A 20859-nucleotide genomic window follows, 5' to 3' on the forward strand; every position below is an offset into this window, starting at 1 on the left:
CTCGTCGTTTCAGTGAGGCATCAGGCGTTTAGGCCCAGTCGTCGTCACCACCGCCCGAGCCGTCATCATAGCTGCCGTCGTCATAGCTGGCGTCCTGATAAGTCGGCTCCGGCTGGGCCTGCGGCTCTGCCGCAGGCTGCTGATCGGCGGCCGTCTGGGTGTCCTTGGCCGCGTCGCTGCTCTGCGAAGCGTCCTTGTTTTCGGCGGTGCTCGCCTCGGCCGGCTTGGCCTCGCTCGCTGCACTCTTGCCGCCGCCGAGTGCGTTCATCAGCATGTTGCCGGCGACCATGCCGCCGGCAACGCCGGCCGCCGTCGTCAGCGCGCTCGCCATGAAGCCGCCGCCGCCACGGGCCGGGGGTTGCTGCGCCGCCTGGTTTTGCCAGGGACCGGGTGCCGCGCCCGCGCCCTGCTGAGGCGCCATGCCCTGGCTACCCGGCTGACCGCCCCAGGGCGGGGAGGCCGGCTGTGGCTGGCCTCGCTGCGGGAAGGACGGCACCGAACCGGAACGGGCCGGCTGGCTCGCGCCGCCGCCGAATATGCCCGACAGGAAGCCGCCGGATTGCTGGGCGGGGGGCCGGGGCGGGCGGCTGGTTGCGCAGCTGCTCGACCTCTGCCTGCAACTGCTCGATCTGGCCCTGCATGCTGGTGAGCGCCTGCTCCTGCACATAGACCGACTGCGCCATCGCATAGACGGCATAGGGTTGCTCGCGGAGGCGGTCCGCGATGAAACGCTCAGCCTCGGGGTCGCGGGGCTGGTTGGCCGCCTGACGCAGGCGGTCGAAAATCCCGGCGATCACGTCGCGTTCTTGCGGCGTCATCGTCATCTCCTCTCATGGTGGACAAGGCGGTCGCCCCGTCGCATCGAAAGGTGGTGACGGCTTATGACGCTATCAAGGCGGCGCCTCGGCGCCTTTCTGTCGCGACAAAAAAGGCCCGCCCTCAGGCGTTGCCGACATTGACGTAAGTGAAGCCGCGCTCCTGCATCTCGCCGGCGCGATAGATGTTGCGCAGGTCGACCACGACGGGGTGACGCAGCGCCGCCTTGACGCGGTCCAGATCGAGCGCGCGGAAGGCGTTCCACTCGGTCACGATCACCAGCGCGTCGGCCCCGTCGAGACAGGAATAGGCGTCGGGCGCGTAGGTGATCTCGGGCATCAGCGCCTTGGCGCTCGCCATCGCCTCCGGATCATAGGCGGTGATCTCGGCACCGGCGTCGAGCAGCGCCGTCACGATCGACAGCGACGGCGCCTCGCGCATGTCGTCGGTGTTGGGCTTGAAGGCGAGGCCGAGCACGGCGATGCGCTTGCCTCTGACCGAGCCGCCGCAGGCCGCGATCACCTTGCGCGCCATCGCCCGCTTGCGCTGGTCGTTGACCGCGACCACCGTCTCGACCAGGCGCAAGGGGCTTTCCATGTCCTGCGCCGTTTTGATCAAGGCGAGCGTGTCCTTCGGGAAGCAGGAGCCGCCATAGCCCGGCCCGGCATGCAGGAACTTGCCGCCGATGCGGTTGTCGAGGCCGATGCCGCGCGCCACCTCCTGGACATTGGCGCCGACCCGCTCGCATAGATCGGCGATCTCGTTGATGAAGGTGATCTTGGTCGCTAGGAAGGCATTGCCAGCGTATTTGATCAGCTCAGAGGTCCGCCGCGCGGTGAACAGCAGCGGCGCGGCGTTGAGGTAAAGCGGCCGGTAGATATCTTCCATCACCTTGCGGGCGCGGTCGTCCTCGGTCCCGATCACGATGCGGTCGGGCCGTTTGAAGTCCGCGATCGCCGCGCCCTCGCGCAGGAATTCCGGGTTGGAGACGACAGCGAAGTCGGCGTCCGGCCGGGCCTCGCGCATGATTCGCTCGACTTCGTCGCCAGTGCCGACCGGCACGGTCGACTTGGTGACGACGACGGTGAAACCCTCGATCGCCGCGACGACGTCGCGCGCCGCCTGGTGCACATAGGAGAGGTCGGCGTGGCCGTCGCCGCGGCGCGACGGCGTGCCCACAGCGATGAAGACGGCATCGGCGGCTGCGACCGGTCCGGCGAGCTCGGTGGTGAAGGAGAGCCGCCCGGCGCGGACATTGCTGGCGACGAGGTCGTCGAGGCCGGGTTCGAAGATCGGGATCTCGCCACGCTTCAGCGCTGCGATCTTGCCGGCATCGGTATCGACGCAGGTCACCTCATGGCCGAAATCGGCGAAGCAGGCTCCCGAGACCAGGCCGACATAGCCTGAGCCGATCATCGTCACGCGCATCTGGCGTTCTCACCATCCGTCCGGCGGCCTGCCGGCCAGCAGGGCGTATCGCAAAACTGTGCCGAGGCAAATCGCTGCGGACAGTCATCGACCTTCTGGCGATATGGCGATGGTGGGTAACGCTGACGTGACGACATGGCCGAAGGCGGCTGCAACAGCCGCCTTCGGGGTAGGCCGGGTGGATGGGATGCTAGATCTCAGATGTTGTCCGGCGGCAGCGGGGCGTCGGTCTCGTCGAGCTCCGTTTCTCCGATCGGATTGCGGTTCAGCACGACAACGGGCGTGCCGGTCGGGACGCGGCTGTGAAGGTCGATGATGTCCTGGTTGAACAGGCGGATGCAGCCGGATGACACGGCTTTGCCGATCGACCATGGTTCGGTCGTGCCGTGGATGCGGTAGAGCGTGTCCTGATTGCCCTGGTAGAGGTAGAGCGCACGCGCACCGAGCGGGTTCTCGATCCCGCCGGCCATGCCGCCGGCCCAAGGCCTGTTCCGCTCCGGCTCACGCGCGATCATGGCAGCGGTCGGCGTCCAGCGCGGCCACTCCGCCTTGCGGGCGACCGTGGCGCGGCCGCGCCAGGACATGCCCTGCTTGCCGACGCCGATTCCGTAGCGGATTGCGCGGCCGTTCTCGCGGACCAGATAGAGGAAGCGGGCCGAGGTATCGACCACGATCGTTCCGGGCCTTTCCGGAGTCCGGTAGTTGACCTCCTGGCGCAGGAAGCGCGTGTCGACCTCGTCGATATCGGTCGCCGGTATCGGATGCTTCTCATCCGGCCGCTCGTCATACATCGACAGGAAGGCGGCGTTCTGGTGAACCGGCGTGCGTGCCTCGAAGGGCTGCTGCGGGCCAGTGACACAACCGGCCAGGCCGACGGGGACGAAGGCCGAGGCCATCGTCAGGAAGCGGCGGCGGGAGCAAGTGGTGGAGGCGTCGGGCAGGGGGGAGGACATTTAAACTCGGCTCTTGAATTGGGCGGCGGCTGGCAGCGACAACAGGTGAATTGCCGACAAGTTCCAATGAATTCCCGTCGGCTGACCCCTTCCACTTCACGGCCCTGCGTGGCGTCGGGGTGAAGACCATGTGGCGAAATTATGGCCGACGCGTAGCGTGGCCGGAATGCCACAGTCTGACATGCCTCCGCTGCATGCCACGGCGAGCTGCCACCTACAGGTGTGTCTGCTCAATTACGCAGCGAAAAAGAGAGATTTGGCGCGTTCTGAGGCGATTTTCGAAGGGTACGGAAAGCATTTTAAAGCGCCCTTAACCGCCGCCGGCAAAGCTTTTTAAGCCTTATTGGCTTCGGTGCCTGGTCATGCCGAAAGTTTGAGCGACGGTCACGTCATCGACCGTACCGAAGCGCGAGTAGAAACATGAAATCGATCCGCTTCAAAGTGCTGGCGATGCTGGGGATCATCGCCACCGGCGCGGTCCTCTCCGTGGCCTTGAGCCTTTACGCGTTGTCGCGCTCCAGCGACCTCAACGCGCGCTCCGATATCCAGGGCGAGATCGCGCTGCTAACTGAGCGGATCAATACGCAGGTCTTCGCCGTGGTGATGGATTCCCGCGGCATCTACATGTCGAAGGATGCCAAGGAGGCCGAGGCCTTCGCCAAGCCGAAGGAGGCGCGCTTCCCGGCGATGCGCAAGCTCGCCGCCGATCTCGTCGCGCTGGTGCCCGCGGCAGAACGCGAGACCGCTCTCAAGCTGCAAAAATCGGTCGAGGAGTTCATCGCCTTCCGCGCCGAGCTGATTCGGCTCGGCCGCGAGGTTTCGACCGCAGCCGCCAACCAGCAGGGCAACAACGACCAAAACCGCGTCAATCGCAAGGCTTTGAACGATCAGCTGGTCGCTTTCGGCAAGCGCAACGAGGACGTCGGGAGCAGGCTCGCCGCCGAGGCGGCCGATTTCACGCGTCAGATCCAGTGGATTTTGCCTTCGGTGCTGCTCGGGGCGTTGATTGCCTCGATCGCGGCCGCAGTGCTGTTCGCGCAGCGCTCGATCACCCGCCCGCTGCTCGATCTCGGCGCCAGCATGAGCCGCCTCACCGCCGGCGAGACTGACATCGCGGTCCCGCACACCAAGCGGCAGGATGAAATCGGCGACATGGCGCGTGCCGTCGCCGTGCTGCGCCAGAGCACCGAGCAGGTTGCGCTGCTGCAGGAGCAGGAGCGTGCCGCTTCGGCGGCGCGGATCCGCTCGGCCGATGCGATGGCGTCTGTCGTCTCGGATGTCGGGGAGGTTGTCGCGGCTGCGGCGGCAGGCGATTTCTCGGCGAGGCTTCAGATCGAAGATGCCGACGAGCAGATGCAGAAGTTGGTCGCCGGCATCAACGAGATCAATGCGGTGGTCGATTCGGCTACGACCGAGTTTGTCGACGTATTGCGGGCGCTGGCGACCGGAGACCTCACCCGGCAGGTGCCGACGGCCTACCATGGCCGCTTCGCCGAGCTGAAGGATGCGGTCAACGAGACGATAGAGCGTCTGGCCACGACGGTTCGGACGATCCAGTCGACCGCTTCGGAGGTCGGCATGGCAGCGCGGGAGATCAACACGGGCGCCGACGATCTGTCGAAGCGGACCGAGGAACAGGCATCGTCTCTGGAGGAAACCGCGGCGACGACGGAAGAACTGGCAGCCTCGGTGAAGGCTTCGGCGCAAGGCGCCCGCCAGGCGGCGGCGATCGCCGAGGAGGCGATGAAGGCGGCGCAGGACGGCGGCGCCATCGCCGGCGAAGCGGTTGCGGCCATGGCCCGGATCGAGCAGGCCTCGAAGAAGATCTCCGACATCATCCGGGTGATCGACGACATCGCCTTCCAGACCAATCTGCTGGCGCTCAACGCGGCGGTCGAGGCCGCCCGCGCCGGCGACGCCGGCAAGGGCTTCGCCGTCGTCGCCAGCGAGGTCCGCACGCTCGCCCAGCGCTCCAGCGAGGCCGCCAAGGACATTTCCGGTTTGATCTCCTCTTCGAACAGCGAGGTCGAGACCGGCGTCAAGCTGGTCCGCCGGGCCGGCGACTCGCTGGAGAAGATCCTGTCGGCCTCGCAGAAGGTCACCGGCACGATCCAGGAGATCTCTGCGGCCTCGGCCGAGCAGGCGCATGGCATCGACGAGATGAGCCAGGCGGTCGCCCATCTCGACGAGATGACACAGGCCAACGCAGCACTCGCCGAACAGAGCGCCGCCTCCGCTGGCGCACTCTCCGGCCGGATCGGCGAACTCAACACACTGGTCGCGAGCTTCCGGACAGACACCGGCACAGGCTTGGCCGCGCCAATCGCGGCAGCCCTGCCGACCACGCGCTCGGCCGCCGTTGCTCCGGCGCGGCGCCTGCCGGCACGCGTCGCAGCCTCGCAGCGCCCGCCCGCGACTGCCAGCGAGACCGGCAGCCATGGCTCCGAGCCCGAACGGCTGCGCCAGCTCGCCGAGGCCGCTTTCGCCCAGCAGCAGACCGCGCCACGGCGCGAGCCGCGGCCCTCTGCCCCGATTCAACCCCGCAAGGCCGCCAACGGCCGCGCCGGCGATGATGGCTGGGAGGAGTTCTGAGGCTCGCTATGCCGACTGGCGGCTCGGGGGGGCGGCGGCAAGCATGGTTTTCGCCATCTGATCGTAAAGCTCGGTCCAGGCTGCTCTTGTCTGCACTGTGAAATCGCGCCCCAGCGACGTCTCCAGGGTCCAGAGCAGGGCGCTGCGGACGGCCTCGTAATGCTCCGGCCGGACGCCATAATTGCGATGGCGCTCGCCCAGTCGCGCGAGCAGGACATTGAGGCCGCCGGGGTCGTTGAGCATGGCGAGCGCAACCGTCAGAGTTTCCATCAGCTTGGCCGCTTGGCCCTGGATATCGGTCTTGAAGAGCACCCGCGTGCTCGGCGTGGTGGTGAACAGCCGCTCATAGAACAGGCATGCGGTCTCGATCTTGCGCCGATGTAGCTGCGCGAAACTCGACCGGACCAGCGCGATATCCTGCGGCGTCACGACCTTTCTCCCTTCAGCGTTGCAGCATGAGGGATCGTGCCGAAGATTCTCCGCCAACTTATGTAAAAACGCAACCTAGAGTTAGCGGAGTCTTGCGAGCGGGCAGCTGTCAACTCTACGAGGCTTGCCCGCGGGCTCCCTTGGTCAGACCGAGCCGCTCGCGGGCGAACCAGCGCGCCAGCATCAGTACCGCGACGATCGCAAGGCCGGTCGCAAGCCCGATCCAGACGCCGACGCCGGCGAGCGGCGTGAGGAAGCCGAGCGCAGCCGAGAGCGGCAGGCCGATTCCCCAATAGCCCAAGCCGGCAAAGAGCATTGGCACGCGCGTATCGCGCAGGCCGCGCAGGATCGAGACGCCGACCACCTGCACGCCATCGACGATCTGAAAGATCGCCGCATAGAACAGGAACAATATGGCGAGCTGCGCCACCTCGGCGGCGCGCGGCTTGCCGGTGTCGAGGAACGGCACAACCAGCCAATGCGGGATCAGCAGCATCAACAGGGCGGTGAAGCACATGAAGGCGGTGGCGAGCGCGAGCGCCGTCGCACCGGCCCGGGCGATGCCCTCGCTGTCGCCGGCGCCGAAGGCGCGCCCGACCCTGACGGTTCCGGCCTGCCCGATGCCCATCGGCACCATGAAGCATAGCGAGGCGATCTGGATTGCGATCGCATGCGCTGCGAGCGAGGTCGGGCCGATCAGGCCCATCAGGAAGGCGGCGCCGTTGAAGATCCAGACCTCGAAGCCGACTGTGGTGCCGATCGGCAGGCCCATCCGCCAGAAGGCGCGATAGCGGCTCCAATCCGGCCGCCAGAACCGGCCGAACAGATGATAGCGCCGGAAGCGCCGGTCGAGCGAGACTACCATTGCGAGACCGGCGAACATCAGAGTTGAGGCCAGCGCCGTCGCCAGTCCCGATCCGGGCAGGCCGAGCGCCGGAAAGCCGAGCCGTCCGAACATCAGCACCCAGTTGGCGAAGGCGTTGAAGGCGACCGCGAAGAGCACGGTGACGAAGACCCAGAACGGCCGCTGCAGTGCTGCAAGGAAACCGCGCAGGACGAGATAGCAATAGAAGGGCAGGAGCCCCCATTGCAGCGTGTGCAGATAGGAGGCTGCGGCTGCCGCCAGCGCCGGATTCTGGCCCATCGCCTTGAGGATCGTCTCGGCCTGCCAGAGGCAGAGCCACATCGGCCCGGCCATGGTCGCCGCCACCCAGAATCCTTGGCGCACGGTGCGGCGCACGTCGCGAACTGAGTGCCGGTTCCGTCCGAGCTCGATCGCAACCATCGGTGCGACGGCTGCCATCACGCCGATGCCGAAGATCAGGAAGGCCATGTAGAGATTGGAAGCGAGCGCGCCGGCCGCCAGCGAATCCGGGCCGAGGTGGCCCATCATCACGACGTCGGTCGCCGTCATCGCCGTCTGCGCGACATTGGTCAGCACCATCGGCCAGCTCAGCGCCAGCATGGCCTTGACCTCGGTGAGCCAGGGGCTCGCCGACCGATAGGGGAGCGCGATCTGCGACATCGCTGCCTTTTATCTGGGCAGATTGCTCCTTCACAGTCCTTGTCGCGCCGGGGCGAGCCGCGCCCTGCGCGGGGCGCGCTGCCGGTCCGCGCGGCCACGCTGATTCTGCCTCTTGCGCGTGCGGCCCGGTTCCTGCCTGCTGCGCATCGGGACCAATCCATGCCTGCCTGCGGAGAGCCGACGAGATGAGCACCAACCTGCGGATTGATGGGGAGCGTCTCGTATCGCGACTGGCGGCCCTGTCGAAGATCGGCGCGACGCCGGAAGGGGGCTGTCGGCGGCTGGCGCTGACCGACGAGGACAAAGAGGGCCGCGACTGGCTGGTCGGCCAGCTCAACGCGCTCGGCCTCGACGTTCGCGTCGATGCGATCGGCAACATCGTCGGCATCCTGAAAGGCCTGGAAGACGGGCCGGCGGTGATCATGGGCTCGCATATCGACACCGTCGGCACCGGCGGCCGCTTCGACGGCGCACTCGGCGTCATCGGCGGCGTCGAGGTGCTGGCGGCTTTGCGCGATGCCGGGCTGACTCCCAAGCGCGACATGGCGGTGATCGCCTTCACCAATGAGGAAGGCGCCCGCTTCCATCCCGACATGCTCGGCTCCTATGTCTGGGCCGGCGGGATGAGCGTCGCTGCCGCCCATGCCGAGAAGGACGCCGACGGCGCCGTGCTCGGGACCGAGTTGACGCGCATCGGCTATCATGGGCCGGAGCAGCCGGGCTTCCTGCCGGCGCATGCCTATCTCGAACTGCATATCGAGCAGGGGCCGGTGCTCGAGAGCGAAGGCGGTGGGCTCGGCGCCGTCACCGGCATCCAGGCGATCTGCTGGCTCGAGCTGACCCTGACAGGGCGGCCGAGCCATGCCGGCACCACGCCGATGCGCTACCGCAAGGATCCCGGCCTCGCCGCGGCGCGGATCAACATCTTCGCCAATGAGCTGACCAAGACGATTCCGGGCCAGCTCGCCAATTCCGGCGTGATCCGCACCCGGCCCGGCAACGTCAACGTGGTGCCGGAAACCGTGGTGATGACGCTCGACCTGCGCAATCCGCTGGACGCGCCTTTGGCCGAGGCCGAGGCTGCGGTGCGCAAATTCTGCGCCGAACTGTCGGCGCGCGACGACATCGCCATCAGTTTCCGCGACCTTGCCCGCTTCCCGGCGACGCCTTTCGCCGAGGAATTGATCGCCAGCGTCGAGGCGAGCGCCGCCGAATTCGGCCTGCCGATCCGCCGGATGATCTCGGGCGCCGGCCACGATGCTCAGATGATGTCGCGCCTTTGCCCGACGGCGATGGTCTTCATCCCCTCGATCGGCGGGCTCTCGCACAATCCGGCCGAACTCAGCAGCGATGACTACATGGTCGCCGGCGCCAATATCCTGCTCAGCGCCGCCTGGCGCGCAGCCAACGCCTGACGGAGATCTTGTCGATGACCGCTATCGCTTCGCTGTCCGCCGCCGAGCTCGGCGCGCTCTACGCCGCTCGTGAAATCTCCCCGGTCGAGGCCGCGAGGGATGCGCTCGCTCGCATCGACCGTTACGAGCCGGAGGTGAATGCCTTCGTCGTGCGTGACGAGAGCGTGACGATCGCCATGGCGCAGGCCTCCGAAGCGCGTTGGCTGAAAGGCGAGGCGCTTGGCCCGCTCGACGGCGTGCCGGTGACGATCAAGGACAATCTCGGTGTTGCCGGCTGGCCGATGCGGCGGGGGTTCGGCCGTGGCTTCCGACGCGCCGTATCAGCAGGACGCGCCGGCGACCGCTCGGCTGCGTGAGGCGGGCTGTGTCTTCCTCGGCAAGACGACCATGCCGGAATATGGCTGGAAGGGCGTCGGCGATTCGCCGTTCTCCGGCATCACCCGCAATCCCTGGGATATCTCGACCGGGCCGGGCGGTTCCTCTTCGGGGGCGGCCGTCGCCGCGGCGCTCAATCTCGGTTGCATCCATCTCGGCACCGATGGCGCCGGCTCGGTCCGCATTCCCGCTGCCTTCTGCGGCGTCTTCGGCCTGAAGCCGACCTATGGCCGCGTGCCGGCCTGGCCCGCCTCGGTGATGGGTTTTCTGGCCCATCTCGGTCCGCTGACCCGCACCGTGCGCGATGCCGCCCTCGCCATGAATGCGATCGGCCGTCCCGATGCACGCGACATGACGGCCTTCAAGGATGCCCCGCCCGATTTCACGGCAGAGCTGGACCGCGGTGTGCGCGGCTTGCGCGTCGCCTGGTCGCCTCGCCTCGGCGGCGACGTTCCGGTCGATCCGGAGATCGCGGCCCTGACGCATGCGGCGGCGCTGACCTTCCGCGAGCTCGGCGCCACCGTCGAGGAGGTCGACCCCGGCTTCGACGATCCGATCGCGACGCTGATGACGCTCTGGGCGGCCGGTGCGGCGCTGGCGCTGCGCAGCGCCGACGCTGCGGCGCGTGCGCAAATGGATCCCGGTCTCGTTGCGGTCGCTGAAACGGGCGAACGAATCGACGGCGCGAGCTATGTCGATGCCCTGCTGAACCAGCGCAATGGGCTCGCCTACCAGATGGCGCAATTCCATGAGCGCTTCGATCTCCTGCTCACGCCGACGCTGCCGTTGCCGGCCTTCGCGGTCGGCCGCAATACGCCCGAGCTCGGCGCCTATGGCGAGGATTGGACGCGCTGGACGCCCCTCACTTATCCATTCAACATCACCCAGCAGCCGGCCGCCTCGGTGCCGTGCGGACTGACCTCTGCCGGCTTGCCGGCCGCGCTGCAGATCATCGGGGCTTTCGGCAACGATCTGCTCGTCATGCAGGCGGCTGCAGCTTTCGAGGCTGCGAGGCCCTTTGTTCGCGTGGACGCGCCGATCAAATCGATTTAGTTCCCTGAGCGCAATTTTCTGCGGCGGTCGGATGGCTTCGGGCGTCATTTGCTTGCAAACGATAAGGTGAGCCGCAAACAGGTTCCGTCTGGCACGAACCCTGCAGGGTCACTTCTTGTCGTAGCGACCCGTCAAGCGTGTTGTCAGGTGCGGATTTTTCTGCCCACACTCTAGGCAAGGTCGCCCGATCAGAGGCCGCCGCCGCTTCAGGGGAGAGCACAAGATGGACCGCAGGAATTTTCTGAAGACCGCCGCCGGAACCGGCGTTCTGGCAGCGACCGGCGGTCTCGCCATGCCGGCGCTCTCGCAAGGCGCCGCGGCCAAGACGCTGCGCTTCGTGCCACAGGCCAATCTCGCCAATTTCGACCCGATTTGGGGAACGCAATACGTCGTCCGCAATGCCGCAGCATTGGTCTGGGACACGCTCTACGGCATCGATTCGAAGTTCCAGCCGCAGCGCCAGATGGTCGAGGGCGAGGAGGTCTCCTCCGACGGCCTGACCTGGACCTTCAAGCTGCGCCCCGGCCTCAAATTCCATGACGGCACGCCGGTGCTCGCCAAGGACGTGGTGCAGAGCCTGAAGCGCTGGCAGGCCCGGGATCCGATGGGCCTGATGATCAAGGCGATCGAGAACGATCTCTCCGCGGTCGACGACCGCAGCTGGAAATGGCAGCTGAAGCAGCCCTTCCCGAAGATGCTGCTGGCGCTCGCCAAGAACAATGCGCCGTGCTCCTTCATCATGCCGGAGCGCATCGCCAAGACCGACCCGTTCACGCAGATCACCGAATATGTCGGCTCCGGGCCGATGAAGTTCGCCCGCAGTGAATGGGTGCCGGGCGCCAAGGCCGCCTTCGAGAAGTTCGCTGATTACGTGCCGCGCTCCGAGCCGGCCGACTGGCTCGCTGGCGGCAAGAAGATGCTGATCGACCGGATCGAGTGGGTGATCATCCCGGATGCCGCAACTGCTGCGGCCGCGCTGCAGAGCGGCGAGGTCGACTGGTGGGAAACCCCGCTTTCCGATCTCGTGCCGGTTCTCAAGGCTCACAAGGACATCAACGTCGATATCGGTGATCCGCTCGGCAATATCGGCGCTTTCCGCATGAACCACCTGCACCCGCCCTTCAACAATCTGAAGGTGCGCCAGGCGGTGCTGACGGCGATGAACCAGGAAGATTTCATGCGCTCGATCGTCGGCGACGACGACAAGCTCTGGAAGCCGCTGCCCGGCTTCTTCACTCCCGGCACGCCGCTCTACACCGAAGCCGGCGGCGACATGCTGAAGATGAAGAATGTCGCAGCCGCCAAGAAGCTCATCGCCGAGTCCGGCTATAATGGCGAGCCGGTGGTCTGCGTCGTGGCGCAGGACATGTCGGCCACCAAGTCGATGGGCGACGTCACCGCCGAACTGCTCAAGAGCATTGGCCTGAAGGTCGATTTCGTCGCCACCGACTGGGGTACGGTCGGTGCGAGGCGTGCCCAGAAGACCCCGCCGAGCCAGGGCGGCTGGAGCATGTTCCACACCTGGCACGCCGGCGCGGACTGCATCAACCCCTCCTCCTACACAGCGATCCGCGCCAATGGCGACAAGGCCTGGTTCGGCTGGCCGGACGTGCCGGCGGTCGAGACCGAGGTCACCAACTGGTTCAACGCCAAGGATCAGGCCGAGGAGAAGGCGGCGATGGACCGCCTCAACAAGGCCGCCGTCGAGAATGTCGTCTATGCGCCGACCGGCTTCTATCTCGGCTACCAGGCCTGGCGGAAGAACGTCACCGGGGTAACCAGCGGCCCGCTGCCCTTCTTCTGGAACGTCGCGAAGGGCTGAGACCAGAGCAAGCCTTGCGTCCCGGCTTTTGCCGGGACGCGGCCCAGATCACGCCCGCCGGGCCTTTCGGGATCGCGATCCCGAAAGGCCCGGCGCCAGCAGCGGCAACTCAGGATTTCGATGCTCGCATTCATCATCAGACGCATTATCACGACGATCCCCGTCATGGCTTTCGTGGCGCTGTTCGTCTTCTCGCTTCTCTATATCGCGCCGGGCGATCCGGCGGCCGTGATCGCCGGCGACCAGGCGTCGCCCGCCGATGTCGAGCGCATCCGCCAGAGCCTGGGGCTCGACCGGCCCTATCTCGTCCGCTTCGGTGAATGGTTCTTCCGGGTGTTGCAGGGCGATCTCGGCACCTCGATCTTCACCTCGCTGCCGGTGACGCAGCTGATCGCCCAGCGCATCGAACCGACATTGTCGCTGATGGTGCTGACGCTGATCCTGGCGGTTTCGATCGCCGTTCCGCTCGGCGTGGTCGCGGCCTGGAAGGCTGGCACCTGGGTCGATCGCGCCGTGGTCGGCTTCGCGGTCTTCGGCTTCTCGGTCCCGGTCTTCGTGATCGGTTACCTGCTCGCCTACGTCTTCGCGCTCAAGCTCGATTGGGTGCCGGTGCAGGGCTACACGCCGATCGCGCAGGGCATCTGGCCCTGGTTCAAGAACCTGATCCTGCCGTCGATCACGCTGGGGACGGTCTATATCGCGCTGATCGCGCGCATCACCCGCGCGACCATGCTCGAAGTGCTGCAGCAGGACTATGTCCGCACCGCCCAGGCCAAGGGCGTCAGCAACCGTGACGTGCTCTTCCTGCATTCGCTGAAGAACGCAGCGGTGCCGGTCGTCACCATCATCGGCATCGGCGTCGCGCTGCTGATCGGCGGCGCCGTCGTCACCGAGAGCGTCTTCGCCATTCCGGGGCTCGGCCGGCTGACGCTCGATGCGATCCTGCGCCGCGACTACCCGGTCATCCAGGGCGTCGTGCTGATCTTCTCATTCGTCTACGTGCTGGTGAACCTGGCCGTCGACCTGATCTACACCCTCGTCGATCCGAGGATACGCTATTGACCGCTCCAGCTGCCCCATTGCCTCTGGCCGACGAAGTTGCCGTCGACCAGAAGCCGCGCAAGCGCTCCTATCTGCGCAAGCACCCTTCGGTCGCGATCGGCGGCTTCCTCCTCCTGCTGATGATCTTCATCGCCGTGTTCGCGCCGTTGCTCTTTACGGTCGATCCGACTGCGATCGCGACGTCGCGGAGGACCCGGGTGCCGTCCGAGCTGTACTGGTTCGGCACCGACATGCTCGGCCGCGACATCTATTCGCGTGTCGTCTACGGCGCGCGCGTCTCGCTGATCGTCGGCTTCTCGGTCGCGATTCTGGCGTCGGTCGTGGGTCTGGCGATCGGGCTCTTCTCCGGCTTCGTGCGCTGGGCTGACGGTATCGTCATGCGCGTCATCGACGGCATGATGTCGATCCCGCCGATCCTGCTCGCCATTGCTTTGATGGCGCTGACGCGTGGCTCGGTCGGCAACGTCATCCTCGCCATCACCATCGCCGAGATTCCGCGTGTCGCTCGGCTGGTGCGCAGCGTCGTCCTGTCGTTGCGCGAGCAGCCCTATGTCGAGGCAGCGATCTCGAATGGCGCCCGCGTGCCGCGCATCATCATCAAGCACATCCTGCCCAACACGATCGCGCCGATGACGGTGCAGGCGACCTATATCTGCGCCAGCGCCATGATCATCGAGGCGATCCTGTCCTTCATCGGCGCGGGCGTGCCGCCGGCGACCCCGTCCTGGGGCAACATCATGGCCGAGGGCAGGGCGCTCTGGCAGGTCAGGCCGCACATCGTCTTCTTCCCGGCCCTGTTCCTGTCGATCACCGTGCTCGCCGTGAACCTGCTCGGTGACGGCCTGCGCGACTCGCTCGATCCGCGCCTGGCCAAGAGCATCTGAAGGCGATTCTGCGTCATGTCATGCGTGGCTATCGGGCGAGAACGAAGCCCGATCCGTTCGTCGAATTGGCCTGCGGGTCGGCAAATTCGCTCGCGCGGCGCCGAAGCTGCCTCCGGTGATGCCGCCGACGGCCGGGCGCTAGGCGCGCAGGTCGAGGACGACGTCTCCGGACACCGCGTCGGTGACGCCGAGATTGCCGCCGAGATCCTCGAGCGTGTCGCGGAAGCTGCCCAGCGTCGCGATCATCTCGTCGCGGGCGCCCTTCAGCGCGGCGAGGTCGGCCCATTCGCCGATCAGGCAATAGGAATTGTCGCCGGTCTTGATGATGTGGCCCCTTGCGAGGCCGGGCCAATTGGCCTTGCCCTGGCGATGGGCATCGAGGAACTCCGCCTCGCGCCCGGGCTTGATGCGGAAGCGGACGACATTGAACGTGGCCATGGCTTTGATCTGCAGCTCAATGCTGCCTCGGCAGCCGCGGCCGGCGGGTCCGGACCGAGCCCAGAGGTAACACTCGACGGTATTGTCGCGCCTGTATTCGCGCAATGGCGCACAAGGATAGCGCCATCCACCTCCGGCAGCATCCTTGAGCAACGACCAAGCACAGCAGGAGCCTTCCGATGCCTCGTATCCTGACCGTCGGCGCTGCCCAGCTCGGGCCGATCCAGCGCGAGGAGAGTCGTGGGCAGGCGGTTGCGCGCCTGATCGAGCTGATGCGCCAGGCAAAGTCGAATGGCTGCGATCTCGTCGTCTATCCCGAGGCGGCGCTGACCGCCTTCTTCCCGCATTGGTGGATGGAGGACGAGGCCGAGATCGACAGCTATTTCGAGAGCGCCATGCCTTCGAACGAGACCGCGCCGCTCTTCGCCGAAGCCGAGCGGCTCGGGATCGGCTTCCATCTCGGCTATACCGAGCTCGCCCATGAAAACGGCCGCAAGCGCCGCTTCAACACCGCGATCCTCGTCGACAAGGCCGGCCAGATCGTCGGCAAATATCGCAAGATCCATCTGCCGGGCCATCCCGAGCATCGCCCGGACGCTCCCTTCCAGAATCTCGAGAAGCGCTATTTCGAGACCGGCAATCTCGGCTGGCCGGTCTGGGAGACGTTTGGCGGCCGGCTTGGCATGATGATCTGCAATGACCGGCGCTGGCCGGAGAGCTATCGCGTCATGGGCCTGCAGGGCGTCGAGATGGTCCTGCTCGGCTACAACACGCCCAAGCACAATCCGCCGGCGCCCGACCACGACCGGCTCGGCAATTTCCACAATCAGCTCGTGATGCAGGCGGGCGCCTACCAGAACGCGACCTGGGTGGTCGGTGTCGCCAAGGCGGGCCTGGAGGCCGGCGTCGACCAGATCGGCGGCTCCTGCATCATCGCCCCGACCGGCGAGGTGGTGGCGCAGGCGGTGACGGAAGGTGACGAACTCGTCGTCGCGCGCTGCGATCTAGACCTCGGCAAGAGCTATCGGAATTCGACCTTCAACTTCGCCAAGCACCGTGAGCCTCAAGCCTACGGCATGATCGTCGAGCGCAAGGGCGCGGTGATCGTGTGAGCGTCGCTGGCGCATGCGCCACATTCCCCAGGCGCGGTCGAGAACCGGCTCTGACCCTGCCAAGGGCTCCCCGATGTCGCGTCCGCTCGCCAAGCCGACGGATGCGGCGACTCGACAGGAGCGATGACATGTCACCCGATCCCCTGAACAAGGACTGCTTCTTCCCGCCCAAGCTGGCCCACCACGATGCAACCGCGCGCGGGATCGCGGGCGGTCCGCAGAATGGCGGCATGTCGCATGTCCAGCGCATCCATCTCAGCGTCGGGCAGTACTATTTCCGCTTCTGCGACTCCGCCCGCTTCGCTGCCGATCCGACGCGCGCTGCGGCGGGCCCCTGGTGGGCAGAGTACGAGGTCTTTCTCAAGGTGAAGCAGGCGGCGCGGCGCCAGGGCACGATTCAGCGCTATGCCAACATGGCGAGCTCGTCGCGGCTCGCCTATGCCGCCAAGCTCTACTTTGCGATTCCCTATGAATGGGGCGATTGCGGCTCGCTGGTCATCGCCCGGCTGGATGATCGCCTCGACGCCTTCAAGGGACGAGGCCTGCCCGCCTATCTGAGCGGCGCCGACCCGCGCGACGGCGGCGCGAAATACATTCCTATGCAGGACCCGACCATCGCGCAGCTCTATATTCCTGAGCTGCATAACCACTTCGCCAAAGCCTTCTCTATTATCCAGAAGGGCGCTACGGCCAGCTTCGCCTGAACGCGAAGCGTCCGTCGCCCGGTTTCCCCAAGGAGCTGTCATGACTCACGATCTCATCCTGAAGGGCGGCAGGGTCATCGACCCCTCGCAGAAGCATGACGGCATCATCGACGTCGCCTTCACCGACGGGAAGGTTTCGGGCTTTGGCAAGGATCTGAAGGGGGCCAAGGAGATCCGTGATGTCTCCGGCTACATCGTCACGCCGGGGCTGATCGACTTGCACACCCATGTCTATTGGGGCGGCACCTCGCTCGGCATCGACGCGGATGAGTTCTGCCGCGCCTCGGGCGTCACCACCTCGGTCGATACCGGCTCGGCTGGCCCCGGCAACTGGCCGGGCTTCCGCAAACACGTGATCGAGAAGAGCCAGGCGCGCATCCTCGCCTATCTCCATGTCTCGCATGCCGGCATCTACGGCTTCGACCACCGCGTCATGGTCGGCGAGAGCGGCGATCTCAGGTTGATGAACCCGATCGACTGCGTCGAGGTCGCCGACAAGAACCGCGACCTGATCGTCGGCATCAAGGTCCGCGTCGGCCTGCATGCCTCGGGCAATTCCGGCACGGTGCCGCTGAACATCGCGCTGCAGGTCGCCAACGAGGTCGGCATGCCGCTGATGTGCCATATCGACCATCCGCCGCCGTCCTATGAGGAAGTCATCGGCATGCTCAGGCCGGGCGACGTGCTGACCCACGCCTTCCGCCCGTTCCCGAACGCGCCGGCGACCGCGCAGGGCACGGTGAAGCCCGAGGTGCTCGCCGCCCGCAAGCGCGGCGTCATCTTCGACATCGGCCACGGCAAGGGCTCGTTCTCGTTCAAGACGACGCGCGCCATGCTCGCCAATGGCTTCGAGCCGGACGTGATCTCCTCCGACGTGCACAAGCTCTGCATCGACGGCCCGGCCTATGACCAGGTCACCACCATGTCGAAGTTCCTCTGCATGGGCATGAGCCTGAACAACGTGATCGCGGCCTCGACCGTGAACGCTGCCACGGCGCTGAAGCGGATGGAGTACGGCTCGCTCAAGGTCGGCTCGCTCGGCGACGCGACAATCCTGACCGTCAAGGAAGGTAAGTTCGACTATGTCGACGTCGTCGGCGAGCACCTGACCGGCGACAAGAAGATCGTCTCCGAGGGCGTCGTGCTGAAGGGCGCCTGGTGGCACCCCAAGCGCAGCAACAAGTTCAGGAAGGTCGAAGCGGCGTAAGGCACGAGCGTCATTCTCGGGCGAAGCGAAGCGCAGACCCGAGAATCTCAGGACCAGAGGGCGTCAATCGGAGCCCTTCCGGCCTGAGATGCTCGAGGCAAGCCCGAGCATGACGCATAGTCGCTCTCATGATCACACACCCACCTTCCTGGCGCGCCATGGCCGCTGCCGACCTGCCGGTCGTCATGGCGGTCGCGGCTGAGGTGCATCCGAATTACCCGGAAGGCGAGGCGGTCTATGCCGAGCGACTCGCCCTCCATCCAGCCGGCTGTCTCGTGCTGGCGGGCGGGGAGGGGCTCGGCGGCTATGTGCTGAGCCATCCCTGGCGGCTTGGGCAGGTGCCGGCGCTCAACAGCCTGCTAAGCGCATTGCCCGAGCAGGCGGACGCCTACTACATTCACGATCTCGCTCTACTGCCGGGCGCACGCGGCGGTGGCGCGGCCTCGACTTGCGTCGACCAACTGGCGTCACATGCCCGCGCCTCGGGCTTTGCCCGAATGGCCCTTGTCGCCGTCGGCAACTCGGCCGGCTTCTGGCGTCGCCACGGGTTTCACGAGGCGCATGACGAAGCCCTTGCTCGCAAGCTTGCGAGCTATGACGATGCGGCCCGCTACATGGTCCGCGATCTCGACCACGATTGGAGAACAGCATGAGTGCCGAAGACAAGCTCAAGGAGCTGGGGCTGACCCTGCCCGACGTCCCGACCCCGGTCGCGACCTATGTCAGCTTCAAGCGCGTCGGCGAGTTCATCTATCTCTCCGGCCAGGGCCCGAAGCGCGCCGACGGCACCTATCCGACCGGCAAGGTCGGCGCGGGCGTCTCGATCGAGGAAGCCTATGAGCACGCCAAGCAGACCGGCCTCGGCCTGCTCGCGGCGATGAAGAAGGCGGCCGGTTCGCTCGATAAGATCGAGGTCGTCAAGCTCCTCGGCATGGTCAATGCCGCGCCCGACTTCTCGCAGCACCCCAAGGTCATCAATGGTTGCTCGGATCTGTTCGTCGCCGTGCTCGGCGACAATGGCCGCCATGCCCGCTCGGCCGTCGGCATGGGCTCGCTGCCCAACAACATGACCGTCGAGATCGAAGTCATCGTCCGGGTGCTGCCGTGACGACTGCGCTCGCTGAAGAGATCGCCCGCGTCTACGGCACGCCGGCCGTCGTCATCGACCTCGACAAGGTCGAGGCCAATATCGCCAGGCTCCAGGCCGCCTGCGACGCCGCCGGCGTCGCCAACCGCCCGCACATCAAGACGCACAAATCGCCCGAGCTGGCGCGGCTGCAGGTCGCGGCCGGGGCGCGCGGCATCACCTGCCAGAAGCTCGGCGAGGCCGAGGTCATGGCCGATGGCGGCATCGACGACATCCTGATCAGCTACAATATTCTGGGCGAGGAGAAGCTCGGGCGCCTCGGCGCGCTTCAGCGCCGCGTCCGGATGATCGTCGCCGCCGACAATCCTGTCACGATCGCCGGCTTGCCCAAGGCCGCCGAGATCGGCGGGCGCAATCTCGAAGTCGTGGTCGAGTGCGACACCGGCCGCAAGCGCGCCGGCGTCGAGACCCCGGGCGAGGCGGTTGAGTTGGCGAAGCAGATCGCCGCTTCCAAGGGCCTGACCTTCGCCGGCTTCCTGATGTACCCGCCGGAGACCGGCTGGCCGGCGACGCAGGATTTCCTCGACACCGCCAATGCCGGCCTGCGCGAAGCCGGTCTCGAAGCCGGCATCATCTCGACCGGCGGCTCGCCCAACATCCCCAATATCGGCAAGCTCAAGGGCTCGACCGAGCATCGCTCCGGCACCTCGATCTTCAACGACCGCATGCAGATCGCGGCGGGGGGTGGCGGAGCTGGAGGACTGCGCGCTGACTGTCTACGCCACCGTGGTCAGTCGGGCGGGAGCGGAGCGCGGCATTCTCGATTCAGGCTCGAAGACGCTGACCAGCGACAAGGGCAATCTCGACGGGCACGGCTATATTCTCGAGTACCCGCTGGCCCGGATCGCGCAGTTCGCCGAGGAGCACGGCTTCCTCGATCTCTCCGGCAGCAATGAGCGCCCTAATGTCGGCGAGGTCGTTCGGGTGGTGCCCAACCATGTCTGCGTCGTCGTCAACATGGTCGACCGGCTGGTGACGGTGCGCGGCGACAAGCTCATCGGCGAACTGCCGGTGGCGGCAAGGGGGAAGCTGACCTGAACTGTTAAGCGGAACGGTTCTGAAGAGCGCGGGGAACCCTTCTCCCGTGTGGGAGAAGGGCAGGGATGAGGGCCCGCCCTTTCCGCAGAAGGCGCAACGGCGCCGCTGCACTCAAATAATCAGCGGCGGTCCCTCACCCCTGCCCCTCTCCCATCCGGGAGAGGGGTTCCCCGCGGATGTCTCGTCGGCTCACCCCTTCCCGCGATCCTCCAGGAATTCGACCAGGTCCCGTCGCACCAGCTCGATATGGTCGATGAGCAGGCGGCTCGCTTCCTTCAACGTCCCGGCGCGGCAGAGCCGGATCAGTTCGTTGTGCTCGGCCTGCGCTCGCTCGATCGACGAGCTGCGCTGCAATTGCAGGCGCGTATAGCGGTCGCTGGTCTGCAGCAGCCCTGAGACGATAGCGAGCGTGCGCGGCTGCGTCGCCCGCGCGTAAAGCGCTAGGTGGAAATCGGCGTTGAGCACGCCCCAGCGGCTGATGTCGCCCGCTGTCATCGCCTGCTCGAAGGCGGCTTCCATCCCGGCGACTGCCGCGAAATCCTGCTCCGTCAGCGCCGGCACCGAACTCGCCAACAGCCGCGGCTCCAGCAGCTTGCGCAGCTCGAACACATCGTTGATCTCGTCCAGCGACAGCCCCGAGACGATCGCCCCCTTATGTGGCACGATCCTGACGAAACCCTCTGCCTCGAGCTGGAACAGTGCCTCGCGCACCGGGATGCGACTGACCTCGAAGGCCTGCGCGAGCGCGTCCTGCCGCAATTGCGAGCCGGCCGGATAGCTGCCGTCGAGAATCTCCTGGCGCAGGCGATCGACGATCGCCGAGGACAGGGTGCGGTGCTTCAGGGGAGGGGACATCGGC

At 66.3% G+C, this 20859-nt stretch carries 20 protein-coding genes and 1 pseudogene; 13 read left to right on the top strand and 8 right to left on the bottom strand.

Annotated features, from left to right (window positions below; all coding sequences use genetic code 11):
• Positions 1-28: 28 nt before the first annotated feature.
• From QO058_RS24685 to QO058_RS24700, 4 genes are all read right to left on the bottom strand, one after another.
• Positions 29-547 carry a DUF2076 family protein gene (locus QO058_RS24685; protein ID WP_284173013.1) on the bottom strand — a complete coding sequence of 173 codons (519 nt, stop codon included), beginning with the start codon at positions 545-547 and terminating at the stop codon, positions 29-31.
• Positions 429-818 (bottom strand): DUF2076 domain-containing protein, encoded by a 390-nt coding sequence (locus QO058_RS24690; protein ID WP_284173014.1) that lies wholly within the window; start codon positions 816-818, stop codon positions 429-431. The genes QO058_RS24685 and QO058_RS24690 overlap by 119 nt, the downstream gene beginning before the upstream one ends.
• Before the next feature lie 121 nt (positions 819-939).
• Positions 940-2244: a UDP-glucose dehydrogenase family protein gene (locus QO058_RS24695; RefSeq protein ID WP_284168859.1), complete on the bottom strand. Its 1305-nt coding sequence runs from the start codon at positions 2242-2244 to the stop codon at positions 940-942.
• A gap of 197 nt (positions 2245-2441) precedes the next feature.
• The gene (locus tag QO058_RS24700) at positions 2442-3197 is read right to left on the bottom strand and encodes a L,D-transpeptidase (RefSeq protein ID WP_432211977.1); all 756 of its coding nucleotides are present in this window, start codon (positions 3195-3197) and stop codon (positions 2442-2444) included.
• 420 nt (positions 3198-3617) lie between these two features.
• Between QO058_RS24700 and QO058_RS24705 the strand changes: the two genes are divergently transcribed.
• Entirely contained in the window at positions 3618-5789 is a 2172-nt protein-coding gene (locus QO058_RS24705) for a methyl-accepting chemotaxis protein (protein ID WP_284168860.1), read from the top strand.
• 6 nt (positions 5790-5795) lie between these two features.
• Here the strand turns inward: QO058_RS24705 and QO058_RS24710 are convergent, their stop codons facing one another.
• A complete protein-coding gene (locus QO058_RS24710) occupies positions 5796-6218 on the bottom strand; it encodes a globin domain-containing protein (protein WP_284168861.1) in 423 nt (140 codons plus the stop codon).
• A 115-nt stretch (positions 6219-6333) separates the two neighbouring features.
• Positions 6334-7743, bottom strand: coding sequence for an MATE family efflux transporter (locus QO058_RS24715; RefSeq protein ID WP_284168862.1), 1410 nt, complete (start codon positions 7741-7743; stop codon positions 6334-6336).
• A 185-nt stretch (positions 7744-7928) separates the two neighbouring features.
• On the opposite strand from QO058_RS24715, the gene QO058_RS24720 reads away from it, so the two are divergent.
• From QO058_RS24720 to QO058_RS24740, 6 genes are all read left to right on the top strand, one after another.
• Entirely contained in the window at positions 7929-9158 is a 1230-nt protein-coding gene (locus QO058_RS24720) for a M20 family metallo-hydrolase (RefSeq protein WP_284168863.1), read from the top strand.
• 14 nt (positions 9159-9172) lie between these two features.
• Complete coding sequence (locus QO058_RS31225; RefSeq protein WP_347975510.1) at positions 9173-9514, top strand: amidase family protein; 342 nt, start codon at positions 9173-9175, stop codon at positions 9512-9514.
• Positions 9459-10586, top strand: coding sequence for an amidase family protein (locus QO058_RS24725; protein WP_347975511.1), 1128 nt, complete (start codon positions 9459-9461; stop codon positions 10584-10586). Before QO058_RS31225 ends, QO058_RS24725 begins: the two co-directional genes overlap by 56 nt.
• Positions 10587-10809: 223 nt before the next feature.
• Entirely contained in the window at positions 10810-12408 is a 1599-nt protein-coding gene (locus QO058_RS24730) for an ABC transporter substrate-binding protein (RefSeq protein ID WP_284168864.1), read from the top strand.
• 120 nt (positions 12409-12528) lie between these two features.
• Positions 12529-13470, top strand: a complete 942-nt coding sequence (locus QO058_RS24735) for an ABC transporter permease (protein WP_284168865.1) — start codon at positions 12529-12531, stop codon at positions 13468-13470.
• A gap of 17 nt (positions 13471-13487) precedes the next feature.
• On the top strand, positions 13488-14354 hold the full coding sequence (locus QO058_RS24740) for an ABC transporter permease (RefSeq protein ID WP_284173016.1): 867 nt from the start codon (positions 13488-13490) through the stop codon (positions 14352-14354).
• A gap of 138 nt (positions 14355-14492) precedes the next feature.
• Here the strand turns inward: QO058_RS24740 and QO058_RS24745 are convergent, their stop codons facing one another.
• Positions 14493-14792 (bottom strand): antibiotic biosynthesis monooxygenase, encoded by a 300-nt coding sequence (locus QO058_RS24745; protein WP_284168866.1) that lies wholly within the window; start codon positions 14790-14792, stop codon positions 14493-14495.
• Between the two features lie 179 nt (positions 14793-14971).
• Here QO058_RS24745 and QO058_RS24750 point away from each other — a divergent pair, with 179 nt between their 5' ends.
• The 6 genes and pseudogenes from QO058_RS24750 to QO058_RS24775 all read left to right on the top strand — a co-directional run bounded on the left by QO058_RS24750 (position 14972) and on the right by QO058_RS24775 (position 20000).
• Entirely contained in the window at positions 14972-15904 is a 933-nt protein-coding gene (locus tag QO058_RS24750) for an N-carbamoyl-D-amino-acid hydrolase (RefSeq protein ID WP_284168867.1), read from the top strand.
• Between the two features lie 128 nt (positions 15905-16032).
• A complete protein-coding gene (locus QO058_RS24755; RefSeq protein ID WP_284168868.1) occupies positions 16033-16608 on the top strand; it encodes a hypothetical protein in 576 nt (191 codons plus the stop codon).
• A gap of 40 nt (positions 16609-16648) precedes the next feature.
• Complete coding sequence (locus QO058_RS24760) at positions 16649-17815, top strand: amidohydrolase/deacetylase family metallohydrolase (protein ID WP_284168869.1); 1167 nt, start codon at positions 16649-16651, stop codon at positions 17813-17815.
• Between the two features lie 158 nt (positions 17816-17973).
• On the top strand, positions 17974-18468 hold the full coding sequence (locus QO058_RS24765; RefSeq protein WP_284168870.1) for a GNAT family N-acetyltransferase: 495 nt from the start codon (positions 17974-17976) through the stop codon (positions 18466-18468).
• Positions 18465-18923: a RidA family protein gene (locus QO058_RS24770; RefSeq protein ID WP_284168871.1), complete on the top strand. Its 459-nt coding sequence runs from the start codon at positions 18465-18467 to the stop codon at positions 18921-18923. Before QO058_RS24765 ends, QO058_RS24770 begins: the two co-directional genes overlap by 4 nt.
• Positions 18920-20000, top strand: a pseudogene (locus QO058_RS24775) (alanine racemase). Before QO058_RS24770 ends, QO058_RS24775 begins: the two are co-directional and overlap by 4 nt.
• A gap of 189 nt (positions 20001-20189) precedes the next feature.
• On the opposite strand, the gene QO058_RS24780 reads toward QO058_RS24775, so the two are convergent.
• Positions 20190-20855 carry a GntR family transcriptional regulator gene (locus tag QO058_RS24780; RefSeq protein WP_284168872.1) on the bottom strand — a complete coding sequence of 222 codons (666 nt, stop codon included), beginning with the start codon at positions 20853-20855 and terminating at the stop codon, positions 20190-20192.
• Positions 20856-20859 lie beyond the last annotated feature (4 nt).

The sequence above is a fragment of the Bosea vestrisii genome (assembly GCF_030144325.1).
In the GTDB taxonomy this organism is placed as follows: domain Bacteria; phylum Pseudomonadota; class Alphaproteobacteria; order Rhizobiales; family Beijerinckiaceae; genus Allobosea; species Allobosea vestrisii_A.